This window comes from Citrobacter sp. Cf132 (assembly GCF_030333885.1).
In the GTDB taxonomy this organism is placed as follows: domain Bacteria; phylum Pseudomonadota; class Gammaproteobacteria; order Enterobacterales; family Enterobacteriaceae; genus Citrobacter; species Citrobacter freundii.
The window spans coordinates 135732-152124 of sequence record NZ_JAOWFA010000037.1 but is presented as its reverse complement, the minus strand read 5'-3'; the positions used below and the strand labels follow the sequence as shown (position 1 = coordinate 152124).

Annotated in this window: 17 protein-coding genes and 1 pseudogene; 7 read left to right on the top strand and 11 right to left on the bottom strand. The window is 49.5% G+C overall.

All coding sequences use genetic code 11. From position 1 onward, the window contains the following. Positions 1–70: 70 nt before the first annotated feature. Positions 71–1051 (top strand): IS5-like element ISKpn26 family transposase, encoded by a 981-nt coding sequence (locus OGV85_RS04020; protein WP_000019450.1) that lies wholly within the window; start codon positions 71–73, stop codon positions 1049–1051. A 725-nt stretch (positions 1052–1776) separates the two neighbouring features. Here OGV85_RS04020 and OGV85_RS04015 read toward each other — a convergent pair. Further along, a pseudogene (locus OGV85_RS04015) lies at positions 1777–2259 on the bottom strand (phage tail protein); the annotation flags it as partial. A gap of 197 nt (positions 2260–2456) precedes the next feature. On the opposite strand from OGV85_RS04015, the gene OGV85_RS04010 reads away from it, so the two are divergent. After that, positions 2457–2717, top strand: coding sequence for a hypothetical protein (locus OGV85_RS04010; protein ID WP_003847193.1), 261 nt, complete (start codon positions 2457–2459; stop codon positions 2715–2717). A gap of 28 nt (positions 2718–2745) precedes the next feature. Here OGV85_RS04010 and OGV85_RS04005 read toward each other — a convergent pair whose 3' ends face one another. From OGV85_RS04005 to OGV85_RS03995, 3 genes are all read right to left on the bottom strand, one after another. Beyond that, positions 2746–3147: a hypothetical protein gene (locus tag OGV85_RS04005; protein WP_181522811.1), complete on the bottom strand. Its 402-nt coding sequence runs from the start codon at positions 3145–3147 to the stop codon at positions 2746–2748. Positions 3148–3195: 48 nt separating this feature from the next. Beyond that, on the bottom strand, positions 3196–4143 hold the full coding sequence (locus tag OGV85_RS04000) for a phage antirepressor N-terminal domain-containing protein (protein ID WP_181522739.1): 948 nt from the start codon (positions 4141–4143) through the stop codon (positions 3196–3198). A gap of 70 nt (positions 4144–4213) precedes the next feature. After that, on the bottom strand, positions 4214–4375 hold the full coding sequence (locus OGV85_RS03995) for an Arc family DNA-binding protein (RefSeq protein WP_181522738.1): 162 nt from the start codon (positions 4373–4375) through the stop codon (positions 4214–4216). 120 nt (positions 4376–4495) lie between these two features. Here OGV85_RS03995 and OGV85_RS03990 point away from each other — a divergent pair, with 120 nt between their 5' ends. From OGV85_RS03990 to OGV85_RS03970, 5 genes are all read left to right on the top strand, one after another. Further along, positions 4496–4849, top strand: coding sequence for an Arc family DNA-binding protein (locus OGV85_RS03990; protein WP_181522737.1), 354 nt, complete (start codon positions 4496–4498; stop codon positions 4847–4849). Positions 4850–4864: 15 nt separating this feature from the next. Beyond that, positions 4865–5293 carry a hypothetical protein gene (locus OGV85_RS03985; RefSeq protein ID WP_181522736.1) on the top strand — a complete coding sequence of 143 codons (429 nt, stop codon included), beginning with the start codon at positions 4865–4867 and terminating at the stop codon, positions 5291–5293. A gap of 164 nt (positions 5294–5457) precedes the next feature. Next, the gene (locus tag OGV85_RS03980) at positions 5458–5610 is read left to right on the top strand and encodes a hypothetical protein (RefSeq protein ID WP_164091709.1); all 153 of its coding nucleotides are present in this window, start codon (positions 5458–5460) and stop codon (positions 5608–5610) included. Then, entirely contained in the window at positions 5595–6071 is a 477-nt protein-coding gene (locus OGV85_RS03975) for a type II toxin-antitoxin system YafO family toxin (RefSeq protein ID WP_003838321.1), read from the top strand. The genes OGV85_RS03980 and OGV85_RS03975 overlap by 16 nt, the downstream gene beginning before the upstream one ends. 82 nt (positions 6072–6153) lie before the next feature. Next, positions 6154–6306: a hypothetical protein gene (locus OGV85_RS03970; protein WP_003838319.1), complete on the top strand. Its 153-nt coding sequence runs from the start codon at positions 6154–6156 to the stop codon at positions 6304–6306. Positions 6307–6346: 40 nt separating this feature from the next. Here OGV85_RS03970 and OGV85_RS03965 read toward each other — a convergent pair whose 3' ends face one another. From OGV85_RS03965 to gp10, 7 genes are read right to left on the bottom strand one after another with little or no spacing between them, the layout of a single operon-like run. Continuing rightward, complete coding sequence (locus tag OGV85_RS03965) at positions 6347–9238, bottom strand: hypothetical protein (RefSeq protein WP_286553094.1); 2892 nt, start codon at positions 9236–9238, stop codon at positions 6347–6349. After that, entirely contained in the window at positions 9238–11928 is a 2691-nt protein-coding gene (locus OGV85_RS03960; protein ID WP_003037881.1) for a transglycosylase SLT domain-containing protein, read from the bottom strand. The genes OGV85_RS03965 and OGV85_RS03960 overlap by 1 nt, the downstream gene beginning before the upstream one ends. Further along, positions 11928–12509 (bottom strand): virion core protein, T7 gp14 family, encoded by a 582-nt coding sequence (locus tag OGV85_RS03955; protein WP_286553092.1) that lies wholly within the window; start codon positions 12507–12509, stop codon positions 11928–11930. The genes OGV85_RS03960 and OGV85_RS03955 overlap by 1 nt, the downstream gene beginning before the upstream one ends. Beyond that, positions 12509–12973 carry a hypothetical protein gene (locus OGV85_RS03950; protein ID WP_286553090.1) on the bottom strand — a complete coding sequence of 155 codons (465 nt, stop codon included), beginning with the start codon at positions 12971–12973 and terminating at the stop codon, positions 12509–12511. The genes OGV85_RS03955 and OGV85_RS03950 overlap by 1 nt, the downstream gene beginning before the upstream one ends. Further along, entirely contained in the window at positions 12973–15450 is a 2478-nt protein-coding gene (locus tag OGV85_RS03945; RefSeq protein ID WP_286553087.1) for a phage tail protein, read from the bottom strand. Before OGV85_RS03945 ends, OGV85_RS03950 begins: the two co-directional genes overlap by 1 nt. Next, positions 15450–16055, bottom strand: a complete 606-nt coding sequence (locus OGV85_RS03940; RefSeq protein WP_286553085.1) for a phage connector family protein — start codon at positions 16053–16055, stop codon at positions 15450–15452. Before OGV85_RS03940 ends, OGV85_RS03945 begins: the two co-directional genes overlap by 1 nt. Beyond that, positions 16055–16390, bottom strand: coding sequence for a capsid staple protein (gp10, locus tag OGV85_RS03935; RefSeq protein ID WP_063150705.1), 336 nt, complete (start codon positions 16388–16390; stop codon positions 16055–16057). Before gp10 ends, OGV85_RS03940 begins: the two co-directional genes overlap by 1 nt. Positions 16391–16393 lie beyond the last annotated feature (3 nt).

The following is a 16393-nucleotide window of genomic DNA, read 5'->3' as shown; positions in this document are numbered from 1 at the left end:
AGGGAAGGTGCGAACAAGTTCCTGATATGAGATCATCATATTCATCCGGAGCGCATCCCAGAGGGACATCATGAGCCATCAACTCACCTTCGCCGATAGTGAATTCAGCACTAAGCGCCGTCAGACCCGAAAAGAGATTTTCCTCTCCCGCATGGAGCAGATTCTGCCATGGCAGAATATGACCGCTGTCATCGAGCCGTTTTATCCCAAGGCGGGCAATGGCCGACGGCCCTATCCGCTGGAGACCATGCTGCGTATTCACTGCATGCAGCATTGGTACAACCTGAGCGACGGTGCCATGGAAGATGCCCTGTACGAAATCGCCTCCATGCGCCTGTTTGCCCGATTATCCCTGGATAGCGCCCTGCCGGATCGCACCACCATCATGAATTTCCGCCACCTGCTCGAGCAGCATCAACTGGCCCGTCAATTGTTCAAGACCATCAATCGCTGGCTGGCCGAAGCAGGCGTCATGATGACCCAAGGCACTTTGGTGGATGCCACCATCATTGAGGCACCCAGCTCGACCAAGAACAAAGAGCAGCAACGCGATCCGGAGATGCATCAGACCAAGAAAGGCAATCAGTGGCACTTTGGCATGAAGGCCCACATTGGTGTCGATGCCAAGAGTGGCCTGACCCACAGCCTGGTCACCACCGCGGCCAACGAGCATGACCTCAATCAGCTGGGTAATCTGCTTCATGGAGAGGAGCAATTTGTCTCAGCCGATGCCGGCTACCAAGGAGCGCCACAGCGCGAGGAGCTGGCCGAGGTGGATGTGGACTGGCTGATCGCCGAGCGTCCCGGCAGGGTAAAAACCTTGAAGCAGCATCCGCGCAAGAACAAAACGGCCATCAACATCGAATACATGAAAGCCAGCATCCGTGCCAGGGTGGAGCACCCGTTTCGCATCATCAAGCGGCAGTTCGGCTTCGTGAAAGCCAGATACAAGGGGCTGCTGAAAAACGATAACCAACTGGCGATGTTATTCACCCTGGCCAACCTGTTTCGGGTGGACCAAATGATACGTCAGTGGGAGAGATCTCAGTAAAAACCGGAAATAACGCCAGAAATGGTGGAAAAAATAGCCTAAATAGGCTGATTCGATGTGTTTGCGGGAAAAAAATCGGCCCAGATCCGCGAAATTTTAATCAGCGAGTCAGCTTGGGAAGAAATGACCTGCTTATTCGCACCTTCCCTAGAACTGCCAACACCCTCTGTTGTACTATCGCCGTAACAGGCAATGGACACAGCCTCTGAGCGACATATTTTTGATTTTATTTTCCCGATAGCGGCGGTGGTAATTTTTGCATTGTAATCAGTATATACTGATCCGTGCGTAAATGTGATTTCACCGTCTGAATGGAATTCACCCTCTTGATATCCGTCAAGATATACACTAGCCCCTCCATTAATTAAAACTGGCAACCCGGTAGCGCTTGCCGATGAGAATGCAGAAGAGTCATTACTCGAACCGTTTAGCGCTGCGCCAAAATCAGATGCAGATAAATTTTCTTTATTTTTTTCGTGCTGATTTCTTAATACTCCACCTGTGTAAGGCTGCTTAACACCAATTAATGAATCACCCTTCCCTTCTTCTCCGCTGGCTAATTGCAGCAGGACATCCGCTGCGCTACCGGAAGGGACTGGAACCCCAACTGGCCTGCCATTCACGATACCAATTACACTCCCCTCTAACTGGGATAGCAGGGGAAGAGGTTCGACAAAGTTATCAGGCACACGCAATGTGCGATCGATGTTAGTCTTTGCGACATTATCAACATAGTTCTTTGTAGCCGCATCTTGTGGCCGTGAAGGATCTCTAAGGTTTCTGATGTAGTTGTTAAGAGCATCATAATAGTTGGCCACAAATGATGGCTTACGCAGTGACAGGCTAAACGAACTACGAACCTGCTGAATCAGCATAGTCAACTTATCAAAAGCATCCTCATGCACTTCAGCGAAGAACTTACCCTGATTGCGGAGATCGGTTTCCTGCGTCACTGGCAACTCACGCGAAATGGAAATTTGGTATCCGTTTGTAAGTGCCGTCATCAGCATTACATTTCCGCCAGAATACCCACCAGCACCCGTAACGGTGTAATCAGTGTCAAGAATCAGCTCTGTGATGTTCTCGTTCAGGTCAACAACCTGCACCACCAGATCAGACTTATGAAAAATTCGGAAGGTATAGGGGAATGATGTCGTGACCCCGTTCCCAATGTAGTCGTTATGGTCAACTTCGGTTGAAACCGTCATGTTATTTTCTCCAGATTGCTTTTGCGCCCGGCGCGCATGCACTCTGGATCATTCTATTACCCAACAAACCCTATATGAATCGTTTAGGTGTTAATCAGTTATTTTATTACCTTACAGGTAATTTGCATTTCATGCTGGATAGTCCTGATATCTTCTGCTACTGTATGTTTATACAGTGATTGCATGGAGAAGAAGAGATGCAACGGCAGTATCACCATCCGCTGGAAGAAGGATTTGAAGAAAGAATACACACGCCGGTAGGCGTTAGATCCCTGGTGGAGGACTCGCATCTTATGAAGTTGCTGCGGGAACTCGATAAAGATGGCTTCAATGTTGATGGGCCACTTGCTGAACTGGTTGCGCTTGTGAATTACGTCACAAGTTCTCAAATGACTATGCAGGATCTGCAAACGCATCTCGATTACTGTGCGGAACAGTTACGGAAACAAACCACATAAAGAAAAGGCCGCGTAAGCGGCCATTTTATTAGATGTAACGTTCTTTAATGCACCAGCCTTCTGACAGGCTCAATTTAGGCTCCGCCTTTGCGGCTAAATATCCCATCCATCCCTTACGTTTATCGCCTAAAGTATTTGCCATTTCGTCTGAGTACTGAGACGGAACCCAGATAACAAGGTCTCCTTTAATCAAAGGAGATGTACCTACATCTGATTTATTTTTCATGAAAATAGCTGGCACTATAAACCCGCCATCATCAGAAGAAATCTTCACAGCATAAATTGCGTTACCATCTTCATCTGGTTCCTGATCCGTAATAACAAGAGCAATAAGCCCCTGTCTTTCAGCAATATCAGTTGTGCAATACTTACATGCATAATCAAATGCTGACTCATTATCTTTAAAGCAAAGGTCATTGTTTCCGTTCATCACCTTATTCCCCTCAGAATTAAGGCCGATCTCTCGGCCTTATTAATATTAAAACTCATTTACCTGTTTAAGAATGTACTGCGTACTCGTTGTAATGTCGCCAATACAGCGCCTTACACCTTTCACATAACAAAAGAGAGTTGTCAGTTCCGCGAATGCACCTTCAACATCATGCCCATCCTTGTCCATTTGGCGAAGCAAGTTCATCAACAGTGAATGCTCTGTCAGACCAGCAACGCCTTCAGGTGAATGAATCAGTTCATGATAGCCAGGCTTAAGCGCGACCTCATACCGCTTCGTATTATTTTTTACTACGCCACGGATTGCAGCAACTACCTCTGCGCTCAATTTTTCTTCCACAAGAAGGGATTCTCTTGCAGTGATCAACTCACCTTCCAGAGGAATTCGGGCTACGAGGGAAACGGCTTCATTGAACTGCCCGGCATCAATATTTTTATATGAAACTCCGAAGTGTGATTTTAGCGCAGACCACATAGTAATAATGGCCTTTGCCTGCTTATCTTTTGGAAGAGCCTGACCGCGAGACATAACCATTTCTTTAATGGCGAACTGCTGATCGGCGGTGATTTTACCCGGTTGAGTCTTCACAGCTTTGCGCGGGTTAACCACTTGGCCTTTCGTCCAGTATTCATAGAGCACATCGTCACACTCTTCCTGATACTGGATCACGCGGTCACGGATTTCTGGCTTAACCTTGTTTGGGCTAATGGTATTGAGCCAGCCGTTCAGTTTACGGAGGGCGAGGCAAATCATCTTCTGCATGCCTCCTGCGGTGGGTATAGAGATTTCCTCTATACCTTTAGCAAATCGCTGTTTGAGCTTTGTGTACTGCCCCATCCAGTCCATTCCCATACCCTCAACGATCGGCTTCATCGGGGTGTAAGGTTCGCCGTTATGATTTACAACAAACAGATCTGTACCGTGGAATGGTACGCTGATGGTGCAATGATTTTGCTTCAGTGCTAAAGTATTCATGTCGGTTTACCTGATAGTTGCTGACAAATTCGGAGCCTGACGGTCTGACCACCGTTGGGCTTCACTATTTTTACTGAGCATGACCCATCTTCTCTCTGAACTTCAAAGCCCACACAAGAGCCTGTACTAAGGCTGAGTTCTCCGATAACCCCTCTTCTTTTGCTATTTTCTTAAACGCTTCTTTTACCTGCTGCGGGTAACGAAGGGTCAGTTTTGCGTCGTTCTTATGCATTTCGATATTTCCTCTTTGGTTGATAGCATCACTTTGATGTCATGACATCATTATGATGCCATTGTTGGTGATGTCAATATGATGCTACTGTATTTTTATTAAAATTTGTGGCGCATGAAAATGACAGAAAAAGATAACCATGCTTTTATAGAGCGATTCACTGTACGTTTCCCTGATGGTATGCGTGACGCCGTCGCTGAGCGAGCCAAAAGCAACGGGCGATCTATGAACTCAGAGATCGTGCAGATAATTGAGGATGCGCTTTCTGGTGCCCCGGCTGTCGCCATTGGCAGCCACAAAGAACTGGTTGAGCGTTACCGGGAGCTGGCGAAATCACTCCCTGATGATGGCTGCAGTGAGGAGTGGCAGAAGGAATTTGATAAACTTACTATCGCGATCGTGGATGCGATGACACCATTGGTGCTCTTAAGATCAGAGCTTGTGAAGCTATTAGAAAAACGCGGAAAAAGTTAGTTCCATGGGGGATCCATGAGGTATTTAACATTTATATTGCTTTTGATTTCAGGGTTTTCTTTCGCAGATGTTAGATGCACACCTAACATAACTAATTTTAATGTTTGCGAAAAGGCAAGTCAGATAGTGAAAGAGGTTGGCCCTATGCTTCCAATGGAGTTATCTGAAGGGGTGAGCATGTATGCTATTGACTCATCAGTTAACAAAATCGTTGCCAAAGTCAGAATCTCGATGACGGAAGAGCAAATGGATTATTACGCCAAGAAGAATCATATCACCCAGGGTGTTGCTAAAGATCGGATGTCAGATCAAGTCAAGATGTCGGTTTGCACTAAAAACAACCCATTACGCTCTTTCGTAAGGCTGGGTGGAGAAATGCAATATACATATTTCTATCCTTCAGGAAGCGAATACACCACCATAAACATAACCTCGTGCACATAACGCTCCATGCTTCAAGACTCACGCGCAGTACATCAACAGCATGGCTGGTAAGTTCTGATGACGATGGCACAGGGACGCGCCTATAAAATAATCATTGGCGATGTGACGTAGATTCGCGTAAGATTACCTTAAAGGTAAAAAGTCAGTCGGTTAGGGAGGTGAGTATGGTCCAGATAGCTGATAAAAGAAAAGGTAAAGAAAGACCGGGTCGACCATCGATCCGTCGTTCTCCTGAGTATAAGGCGAAACTGAGCGCTGCTTCCGATCTTCTCGCTGCAAAAATGGAAGAGAAGCGTTTAGCATGGGAAATAAAATAGTTCGCTCCGAATTGATTAAAGAAGCAATTATTGAAGATCCTTTGGTACGCCTTCCCATAGATGAGTTTGAAGAATACAAACTCATCTGCTTGGATGAGGGAAAAATACCTGCCCCTCCTGAACCTGAACAGCATGAGTACGTTTCTTACATAGACACAATCGGAAGGGATAAGTACTTCAGGAAACCAACCGAAGCGAGAGCTGAGGAACTTTTTCATGCTCATGTGTGGCAAGAGGGTTGTTGCTGGGGAGAGGGTGACGATTTACTAATTCAATGGGCCTGCACAAGTAATAGTTACGTTGTGTATTCCTATTTTGTTGATATTGATGATGATCATCATATCTATATAATTGATTATTGTAAGGATAAAGCTCACGACCTGATTGAAGACAAGCAACAGGTATCCATATGGACTGAGCAAGCTAAACAGTATCGATTACAACATATTAAGCCCGCATAGCGGGCTTTTTTGTGGCTGAAATCTGAGCGCAGAGATACAATCTTCAGGCCACGTATAAGTGGCCTACACATGGAAAGAAAAAATGAAAAAAGCATTAGCGGTTCTGTTTGTTCTGTTGTCTTTGGGTTCTGCTACACAAGCTTTTGCTGGAAACTGCCAGCATGACAGCGATACAGCTTCGGATGGATCACGCTGCGGTGGTCGTTCTGCCGATTCTCGTCCTGGCGGGCGTTAAAAAATTAAGGCCGCTTCGGCGGCCTTTGTGACATGTCACGCTACTTCATGCCTGGATCTACTTGGTTTATCAACGGCGCGATCCAGAACAGATTGTTGCCAGGAAGAAGTGTACGCACATTATGCAGCACCCGGTCACCAGCATCGCCGTTTAACACACCAGCGGTAACATCTGTAATAGTGTCGAGCAGGCCAAACGTCGGACCTAAAGCCGAGCCGATAAATCCACGGCTGGCGTATCTCGACTGTGTACCAGTACCGAGCAGCGCGCCAAGTCCAATCATCCCGCCCGTGGCCTTCTCCGCCATGTTGTTGTATTCCATCAGCGGACCGAGAATACCGGAGCGATCAATGCCTTCAATCACCAGTTTTTGCGGTGTCCAGTCGACATCTTTACCATTCGCAGACTGCTTAAGCGCATATGTAAGCGCTCCTAATGCAATCTGAAATGCGGTACCGTAATAAAACTGCCCAGTACCTTCCTGCAGACCACCCAGCGTTGCGCGGTTATAAGACGCCGTAGCGAAAGATTTAAACTGAAAGATCGTCTTACCCAGCGGCGTACTGGCCCACAGGGGGGTATCACCGATACCTGGTGTGATAACGGTGTTGTTAACGTCCTTCAGTACCGCCGACTGGAAGACACCAGCAACGTATTGATCGTCCCATTTTTCAAAATTACCAATATGCCAGCCGTCGATAACCTCGCCATGCTTTTCGAACTCACTGCGGATACGTGCGGCCATATTGTCGTTAATTCCGAGCTTCGCCAGACGACGACCTGCAAAAGCACCGGAGAGAATACCGTCTGACGTGATCATGCCGTTTACTGATTTGTTCATATCATCGAAGTGGCCCATCATAGTGAGCTTTCCGAACGCATCGGTAACACGCTCCATGCCAGCTTCCACTGCCGTAGTACGTGCAGAACTATCCACCAGGTCGCCCATTGTGCGTGCGCGGGTGTGCAGGATGGTTTCCAGCCCGACGGCCATTTTTAACTGTTCGGATCGGCTGGCCTTGAATGCAGGAGATCTGGTAATCAGTGAAGAGTAACCGCGCATGGTATTACTAAATCCGTTAACCATCACACCACGCGCTAGATCTGGAATTGCCGAAACAGTCATGCCGCCGAGCTTAGTAACAAAGTTAGCGCTACGCAGGAACGCGCCGGCGCGCACGAAAAATGATGACGGGTCGTCAGGCATACCATAGGTACCAGCCAAGCGGTCGCGAAGCGCTGTGATATCACGGATATCGTTCTCACGCGCTTTCGCCAGCTTTGCCTGTTCAGCAGGACGTTCACGCATCAACGCATCATATTCGTCCTGAATATCCTTAAGCTGCTTCTCCAGTGATTTATTGCCAAATGCGCGCGTCAACTCAACCTCTGCCGATGCCTCGCGGATATGACGCTGAAGCACATAATTAGCGTCGCTCTCCAGATAATCTTTCATCAGGCGATCTGGAACGCTCAATGTACGCGCCCTGGTGCTTCCGGCCGCTTTCACCATAAAGACGTTTGCAAAATCCTGAGGTATTTTTGCACCGGTAATTCTATTGATCGTGGTATCAGCAGCGATCTCTGCCTCTTCTCGGGACATTGTTTTTTCACCACGTGACCACCAGTCGACCAGCATGTCACGAAATTTATCTCGTTCGTTGGCGATCTTTCCTACCTTGTAAACGCGAGGGAAATAACTCTCCTGTCCGATGGCTTTAAGCTCATCGTCAGATGGTAGCAGGCCCAGCTTTTGCTGCGCCACTTTCACCCTGTTCACAACGGAACGCATTGCCTGCGCTGTCTCCTGTACAACCGGGTTGGCATGCACATCACCGCTGCGCATTGCGTTGCCCACTTCCTCACGGAACTGTGAAAAGCTCAGATCGCCACCAGCGGCTTTATACTGGCCGTAAGCCTGCTTATTCGCTACTACGACCGCAGCCTCTTCCCGTCGCCATCCGCGAACGCGGGTTTCCGCTGCAATAGGCGTCTCAATGCCGCGGGCGTTACCCTGCAAGGTGTAGTTATTCTCAGCCAACTCCAGAGCAGTTCGGCGGGATGTTTTCGACGGTGACTCCATCAGGCGGGTAAACGGAGTCAGATAACTGCCAGCCTTGCGCGCTACATTACTGACAGCTCCGCCTGCTGGTGTTAAATCTTCTAGTGTCGCTTCATTGATCCGCGCCGCCCCCACACTCCCACCGTCAGGATGTGCAGATGATGCTGCCACGTCTACTGGGTTTGTAACGCTCATGTTATCGAGTGCATCAGCCACTTCGCGCGTTGCAGAAGTGCGAACAGATGGTGAGAGCGCGGAGCCTGCTGCTGCAAATACGCCGCTCATCAACGCACCGGCGGCGACGTGTGCCGCGCTTTCCCCCCAAGTTCGGGTTATCTGCTGATTATTCAGCGCAATCTCGCTGGCCGCTGTTGCTGCCGCGCCGATTGCTGCCTGTGATGCTATGCGGGCCACTGCGCCGCCCTGTGCGCCAGGGATAAACATCGAAGCGACAGTGACAGGATCGACCACTCCTGCTGCAATACTGGCAAGAACACCTTCACCACCAGCTTCTGAAAGTACCCGTCGGTCTTCGTTTTCGTCGTCAATCTGCTGTTTCAGCCAGGCAGTTTCTTCCGGCGAGCGGGAATCAGCAAAAGCAGATCCCCATTGCTCATATCCATGAATCTCGCTTTTGTCTGTGTATGGGTTATATCCCTCGACTGGCTCAAACTGTTTCACTGGTCGGAACATCTCGGCCAGCAAGTTATTTTGTCGGAATGCCGCGCCCCATACAGATGGCTCTGGCTGTTGCGGCTCAGGGTTGGTTCCTTCAGGCAACGGGACATCAAACCCAGTTGGTGGAGGTAGGATCGAACCGCCAGGCGTGTAACCATTGGAGTACTTTTCTGGCAAAGAGAAAACTGGCATTAGTCGTTACTCCATGAGAAGTAGTTTTTGAAGCGATTAACACGGTCATCGTGGAACCTGCGATACTGTTCATCAATCGCACGGTGTTTGTCTTTAAATCCGCGAATTTCTTGACCTCGAAGCATTTCCTCTTGGTTTTTTTGCTCTCTCTCTATTTGAGATTTTTTATACGGTTCCCAGTCCTCAAGTGATGGCGTCCATCGGCTAACCTGACCATATTTATCGTATAGTGGCTGGACAGTCTCAATGCCGTCTTTATCTTTCGTGCGGACCATTATTGCGTAGCCTAACCCTTGTGGCGTCAGCACATCTGGGGTGATCTCAAGCTCACCACCAATGCGCGACTCCGGAGTTTTAGTAGTTACGGGCCCAGCGGAACCAGAAGTAATACCCAACTGTGTTGGGCTAGTTACGATCTGGTCTTTGCGATCGCCATACATCAGTTGCTCTTTCTCGGACTTCCATTGCTCAGCCTGCCATCCAGAAGGACCATAATTGTAAAGAGCCTCTGGTGCATACTTCATCAGCTTCGCGCTGCCATTAACTTCGCTGATGCTCCATGTCCTGGCGATCTGCTGGTTGGTCATACTCTTCGCCGCATCAGCATTGCCGCCGGTGGTGCGATAGTTAATGTCGTACAGCGCCTGATAATCATTACGGAATCTGGCCGCTTCCGGCGTCTGGTCATCCGCTGATGGATCCAAGCGGAACCATTGCGCCATATTGCTGACGGCGGAGTCCATCGCCTTAACCCGGTCTTTTTTATACTCCTTAGTGCTTTGAGTAGATGCCAACTGAGCCTTAAGCGCATCTGTCTGGTTGTAAGTCAGGTTTTGTGCCTGTTCAATGGCTGATTCAGGAGCCATACCAGAATCTGTAAGCTGCTTAACGGTAAGATAGAATCCCTGCATATCCTTAGGCATATCACCGACAGAAGCAGGATCTGCGTCATACAGGCGGTTAAACAGATCAGCCCCCTGCTTAACAACATCAGGACTACGAGATCGAGATATAGCAGACAACTGTGATGTAACCTGCGATGGAATAATGCCGGTTTGGGCTACTATCTGGACGACTCCGTCATGCGTAGAACCGTCGTTAATTCTGAAATTCTGAGCTGTCTGCGTATAGTCGGCAGCTTTCTGCATGGACTTATTTGCAGGGTCCAGCTTTTCACCCATTGAAAGCGCCTCGTTGAATCTACGAGAGTCCCGCTGAGCCTGTATGGTTTCATTTGACCGGCTAACCAAAGAAGATAACTTTCCATACGCTTCCAGCTTCAAAGCGTAATCAGGATCGTTAACCTCAGGTTTCTTTTTGAGTAGTTCCTGTTGCTGCTGCTCTGGTGAAAGGTACTGAATGGCCTGGAATGTTTTTGCATTGTCCATGGCAATATCAAGCTGCGATACCATTTTCTTTCCCTGATCGCCATAACTAAACATAATGGCTGGGATCGAAGGAACTGCATCAGGAACCTCGCCATTGTTGAGTTGCGCCATTGTGTTGTTGAGCAGTGGTTCAAGTTCATTAAGAACCAGCTTTCTCTGCTTCTCAATCTGAGCGTTTGCAAGGTTATCAATCTGATAAACTGTAACAGGGTCCATACCGGTTTTATTTTTACGGTACCGTGAAATCCATCCCTGCGTTTCAGATGGTAGTTGTTTTATGAAGTCGGCCTGAGATATCTCGCCTTTTCTTGGATCACCAACCTTTTCAATAAGCTTGTCAACATTGCCCTGCCCCCAGTTATATGCAGCCCCAGCCAGTAATTCAGAACCATATTTGTTTGACAGCTCCTGAGCGTAATCTGATGCCAGCATGGTGTGCTGCTCTTCATCTGCCGGGTTGTATTGAACCCCACGCCGTGCAGCCAATTCTTTACCTGTTTCTGGCATCAACTGGAAACGGCCCTGAGCGCCTGCTGAGGATGTAATGATCGAACCATCTGAATCAAGGTGTTTCCCACCCGATTCGACAATACCGACAGCGCGCATATCCAGGCCACCGGTATCATCTGCCGAAAATTCGCCATTCATCCACCCGAGCGGATTATCAACTGCATAGTTCTTCGCTCTCATCTCCGTAGCGGCAAGGTTATCTTTTTCAATAGCAGCCAGAATCTGTTCCTGCGACCACCCTCTTGAAGCGCCATATCTTGCTGTTGCTACTGTGCGGATATTTTTTGCGAGTACCGCCTCCTGCGGGTTGTTCCATGAGTCAGCCTCTTTCTGAATCTGTAGCTGTCTGGTGGCATCGTATTGATTACTCTCAAACTCGTTAACCTGCCCCTGCTCATAGCGACCTACATTACCCTGAAACTGGATGCGTTGCTGCTGAGCCTGCTGCATGAACATCTGGCGAGATGCGTCATCAGGTAAAGATGCAGACAGCGATTGGATCTGCTCATCGTATTGCTGCGTAAACTCGAGTCCTTTACCAAGAGCATTCTGCCCCTTCAGGCTGTATAGCTTGGTCTTTAAATCTTCTTCAGCCTGGCTGAGCTTTAAGCTCGCCTCCTGAGAAAGAGCGATATTGGCCCGCTGTTTAGCCTGACCTAAAACGTTGATAGCTTTACTTCCAGCATCAACGAGAGCATCGCCAATATTAGGTTGTTCAAATGTCTGGAATCCGGGAGAGGAAAATCCCTGGGACTGAACCCCCTTTCCAGTGACTGTAGGTACGACTGGCATCAGTAGCCCCCTAATTTAAATTGCGAGTTACTATTAACGAAACCTTTATTGGAAAGCATTGGGGTACTTCCGCCCCCAGAGGTTACTGACGTTTTGAATGGATTCCACGTTCCGCCGCCCATCTGGTAAGCGCCGTATGCCTGAAGTGGAGCAGTCAGCAGTGTAGTGAATGCCCCCATATTCCCCTGCTTGCGTGCTGAGTTGGCCTGAGCTTTGTAGTTTTCAGCCTGAACCTGAAAGCCATATGCTTCACGCTGAGCGTTATTAACCGTAGTCAGCGCATCAAGCGCGCCAAACTGAGCTGTATCGCCAAAGATATCAAGCGCTCCACCAGTGGAAAGATCTGCGCCAGTTGCGCCCATGGTTGCCGCCTGGGTGCCAGCAGCCTGGCGGTTACGACGACGAACCTCATCAGCCTGAGCATTACCACGGTTGATAGAATCCTGTGCCTGTGCCGTGGCCACTTCTGCATTTTGCTCGGCTACAGCAGACGAATACTTACCTTGCTGGTACTGGTTGTATGCTGAAACGCCACTTAATGCGACACTGGCGCCAGCGAGAGCGATAGCCGGGCTACACATTATTTTCTCTCCATGTGGAATCGGTGAAACGGTAGGTTTTTAATGCCGTATAACTGAGGATCATCGATGGTGAATCCCAACCAGTGAAGCCAGATGCGTGCAGTGTGGTTACGTGCATCAACATAATTTTCAAGATACGGGTAAACAGTCAGCATTGCATTGACCACTTTTCCACAGCGGCGAAGGAAGGTGCGCTGGTATTTCTCCAGCGCGTCAGTGCCAACAAGCCATGGTATGCCGCTGCCGCCGATCATCGATGCTGGCGCTACGCCGAAAACAGTCACCACCTCACCGTTTATCAGCCCGGCGCAGCAGAATGTTGACGTGCGCAGACCGGTTTCCAGCACGCGCCGCGGACTCCATCCATTGGTTGCCAGAAACTCATCGATATCAGCCTGGCGGACATGCGGAAGTATTGATTCGATATGCTCTGCGGTGGCCGGTACGATCTGAGCGTTAATCATCAGAAGTCTCCGACGGTAAGGCGAGGTAATACAGCAAGAACAGAAAGCGGAAGCGGGTCGAGCTGGCGAACCTTAACGCGTCCGTTTTTATCCCAGTTACTGTCGAGTTTTACTTCAACCTTTCCGGTAGCGTCATCAACAGGATCGTCGTAGAACTCAAATTCACGCTGCGGGTATTCATACCAGGTTCCGCCCGGAGTTGTTGCCCATATTCCACGGCTGGCATTGACGACCATCGTTACAGTAGGAATGACCTGCTTTTTATCCAGCAGCGTTTCCTGCCCGTTGATATTGATGTCCAGCGTTTCGAATTCAGCGGTGATAGGAAGACCGATGTGCACCACTGCGCCTGGTGATTCCAGCGTGACGGAACCACCAGTTACTGTTTTCTGTGGTTCAACGCTGGCATCTGACAGAATGTTTACCGTCTGCCCTTCGAGGTGCGACAGGCCACCGAACGTCTGTCGAGCCATTTGCCAGTTAGTTGTGGCCACATTGCGAAGTATCGCCGGAACGTTGCGATTGAATCTGACGGTAACCGCGGTATTGCTGGTTACGGAGATGATATCGCCGCGCAGCTCTTTAGCCACCGGTTCGTTGGTGTCTGGATCCATGCCGGTATATGGGAACTGAATCTGAGCACCAACATCGGTATTAACGAAATACGCTCCACCACTGACAGTAACCGGATAATCAACCTGATAGCTCCAGTCACCTGTGCCACCGCTGATGGTCATTGTGCGTGATGATGTATTGCGCCCGTCGTAGCTCAGACCGCAGTCGACAAAGAACGCGTCCTCATCATTGGTGAACAGACGACTGGAAAGACGCTCGATGTAACGAACTGTCTGCCCATTGATGGTACGGTTAACCACGAAGTAAACAGCATCCTCGCTGCCTTCACTGATGGAGCAGGTGCTTTCGTACTTACCGGCGCTGGACTGCGGTGCCCATGCGAAAACTTGTTGATCGCGTAAATAGGTCAGCACCAGCAATTTACCGTCATCACGAATGCAGAACGCGCTGCTGTACGGCACGATGCAGAATGACCAGTCGACAATACTATGCTTCTGGAAAAGGTGGTTTGCCAGTATGGTCAGGTCCGTACCCTGGTACCCGTCAACATCAAACGAATACGCCAGATCACGGACCACGCTTCCCTTCTCCTGGATGAACAACGCGATGTTTGCCACGGCGATAGGTGGTACGTTGCTGGAACCGTTGTTCCCCTGGGAGCTGAACGAGAACGCCGCCGGAGTGAGGACCTTATTCTGGTCCCCGGATATCGTATATTCCCCGCCAGATGTCAGAGCAACCAGGTTACCAACGTCAATCAGGTGACGGATCTCATTCACCTGCCGACCGGCGTAAGTGTAGATAATCCGATCGTCATCCTGAATAGGGTTGTTCTTTCCAAAATCTTTATAGTCGCCGGTACGACTCGCCCAAATAGTTTGCGGGTATGCTGTAGAAGCGGCAAAGTACAGGCGCTGCTGATAGTAAACAACGGTGCTCGGGTAGCCGTTAACGCTGTTCCATGCGTATTTCGCCCACTTATAGCTTGCGTTAGTGGAGCCAACCACCTGAGACGGAATGAATGAAACCACATCGGCAGTTGCTGTCAGCCCACCACCTGCCACTGCTGTGATTCTGGCAATGCCAAAACCGCTGTGCAGGTACTCCCACTGGATACCGGTATCATCATCTCCCGTTCCGCCCCAGCCATCCCACGACATACCTTCAGTGTGAGATGGTCGAAGTGTTCCGGTCTTGCCCGCAGTATTTGCTCGGTAGTAGTTGCTGTCTGCACGGCGGACATCGTTGATTGCTGTGGTCTTGCTGGTTTCCCATACCGGTACGGAATCAATAGCAGGCTGCTCGAGATAGAACAGTTTTCCGACCTGCTCAGCACCGAAGATGGCAGAACTTGCCGTCAACGTAATGGTTCCGGTGCTGGCGCTGGCGTATACCTTCACTGTTTCGTCAACGTTAATATCTTCGAACGGTCCGTTTTTGGTGGTGACGTCGACGATCTGCCAGTTGTCGTGCGCGTAGCGGCGCAGTTCTTTCGGCGGGTATGCAGGATGCACCAGCGTCAGAACGTCAGCGCTCTGCGTGAATTTTATGCGGAAAAGGTCGGTATCAGCATATGGCATCGCCAGCTCATAAATCACATTGCTGGTCGTCTGAACATAAGCGCCGTCTTTAATGACGCGCATATAGTTATGACCGAACTCAAGCGCGTAGGTCTGGACGGTCGAGAACTGAAACGGGATTAACCGGCACTTGCGATCTGGATATTTAGCTGGGCCAACAAAGCGCGTACCGGGTCGGTTCTCTACGCCGCCATACTGACGAACAATGAAGTTATCGCACTTGCGAAGCGCCACCTGATACTTTGACATATCAATGCGGCCGTACAGTGACGGACCAATTTCACCACCGGCAAAGCTCGGTTGAATCCAGCTAAAAGCCATTATGACAACCTCGCTGCTGTGAACTCATCTACCGGTGGTTGTGGCTCCTGTGATTCGTTCTGGCTGTGTGAGCCAGCGCTCAGGATAACGCGGTTGTACATAGTCAGTGCGTTGTTACCGAGATCTGCGCTACCGGTCAGCGCCATATTGATGGCTGCAGCCAGACGCCATGAAAGCGCCTCCATAAAAATGGCGTCATACATATTGACGTCAGTAACCCGCGCCACGTACTTCAACCACGCTTTCGGCTGATCGGTGTAAATGAGCTTACCTGTCAGGTCATCATTGGAACCGACAACATATTCAATGCGCTGCGCAGCCGTAGGATTGCGTAGGCCGGGAGGCATGATCTCTGTTATGCGCACGCAATCAGATGGGTACTGGTAAGCATACTGCCAGTCAGGAGGCGGGTTATTGGTATCAGCCAGCGCAACGCGTTTGGTAGCAAAGTTCCAGTCGAAGTCAGCAAGAGCAGCATCGCGACACGCATCAAAATGCAGGGAGCACTGCCCTGCCTCTTTACTGGCTTCATTCAGACTGTTAATGCTGCGGCTGTTACCGATATTGCTCAGCGCGCGGTTGCAGATCTCGATAACGGAGGCCATTAATCATCCTCCCCGCCTGGGTAGAACGCATCTTTCAGCTCTTTGGCATCATCACGTTTCTGTGGAGCCATGCCAATATCGGTGATCTGCAGCTCAACATAGTTGTCTTCACCATGATCTGTGGTGCGGGTAGACACAGAACATACGTTAGCCATTGCAATAACTGAAACGCTATCACCTACCGCTGGCAGTGATTTTGCATTCAGGCCGAGACGTTGCAGAGATTCGTTATCCAGCGTGATGCGCAGACCCCACGGATACTGATCTTTGGTTTCTGGTTTTCCATCTTCACCAACGAATGAGTCGGTGCCTGTTTTCATGTTTACAGTTTTCATTCT

What these genes read in the sequence shown, in the direction of transcription:
- OGV85_RS03945 (WP_286553087.1), bottom strand. Translation starts at nt 15,450, where the DNA reads ATGGCTTTTAGCTGGATTCAACCGAGCTTTGCCGGTGGTGAAATTGGT.
- OGV85_RS03975 (WP_003838321.1), top strand. Translation starts at nt 5,595, where the DNA reads ATGGGAAATAAAATAGTTCGCTCCGAATTGATTAAAGAAGCAATTATT.
- OGV85_RS03995 (WP_181522738.1), bottom strand. Translation starts at nt 4,375, where the DNA reads ATGCATAAGAACGACGCAAAACTGACCCTTCGTTACCCGCAGCAGGTA.
- OGV85_RS04005 (WP_181522811.1), bottom strand. Translation starts at nt 3,147, where the DNA reads ATGAACGGAAACAATGACCTTTGCTTTAAAGATAATGAGTCAGCATTT.
- OGV85_RS03940 (WP_286553085.1), bottom strand. Translation starts at nt 16,055, where the DNA reads ATGGCCTCCGTTATCGAGATCTGCAACCGCGCGCTGAGCAATATCGGT.
- OGV85_RS03970 (WP_003838319.1), top strand. Translation starts at nt 6,154, where the DNA reads ATGAAAAAAGCATTAGCGGTTCTGTTTGTTCTGTTGTCTTTGGGTTCT.
- OGV85_RS03980 (WP_164091709.1), top strand. Translation starts at nt 5,458, where the DNA reads ATGGTCCAGATAGCTGATAAAAGAAAAGGTAAAGAAAGACCGGGTCGA.
- OGV85_RS03960 (WP_003037881.1), bottom strand. Translation starts at nt 11,928, where the DNA reads ATGCCAGTCGTACCTACAGTCACTGGAAAGGGGGTTCAGTCCCAGGGA.
- OGV85_RS04020 (WP_000019450.1), top strand. Translation starts at nt 71, where the DNA reads ATGAGCCATCAACTCACCTTCGCCGATAGTGAATTCAGCACTAAGCGC.
- OGV85_RS03950 (WP_286553090.1), bottom strand. Translation starts at nt 12,973, where the DNA reads ATGATTAACGCTCAGATCGTACCGGCCACCGCAGAGCATATCGAATCA.
- OGV85_RS04010 (WP_003847193.1), top strand. Translation starts at nt 2,457, where the DNA reads ATGCAACGGCAGTATCACCATCCGCTGGAAGAAGGATTTGAAGAAAGA.
- OGV85_RS03985 (WP_181522736.1), top strand. Translation starts at nt 4,865, where the DNA reads ATGAGGTATTTAACATTTATATTGCTTTTGATTTCAGGGTTTTCTTTC.
- OGV85_RS03955 (WP_286553092.1), bottom strand. Translation starts at nt 12,509, where the DNA reads ATGTGTAGCCCGGCTATCGCTCTCGCTGGCGCCAGTGTCGCATTAAGT.
- OGV85_RS03965 (WP_286553094.1), bottom strand. Translation starts at nt 9,238, where the DNA reads ATGCCAGTTTTCTCTTTGCCAGAAAAGTACTCCAATGGTTACACGCCT.
- OGV85_RS03990 (WP_181522737.1), top strand. Translation starts at nt 4,496, where the DNA reads ATGACAGAAAAAGATAACCATGCTTTTATAGAGCGATTCACTGTACGT.
- OGV85_RS04000 (WP_181522739.1), bottom strand. Translation starts at nt 4,143, where the DNA reads ATGAATACTTTAGCACTGAAGCAAAATCATTGCACCATCAGCGTACCA.
- gp10 (WP_063150705.1), bottom strand. Translation starts at nt 16,390, where the DNA reads ATGAAAACTGTAAACATGAAAACAGGCACCGACTCATTCGTTGGTGAA.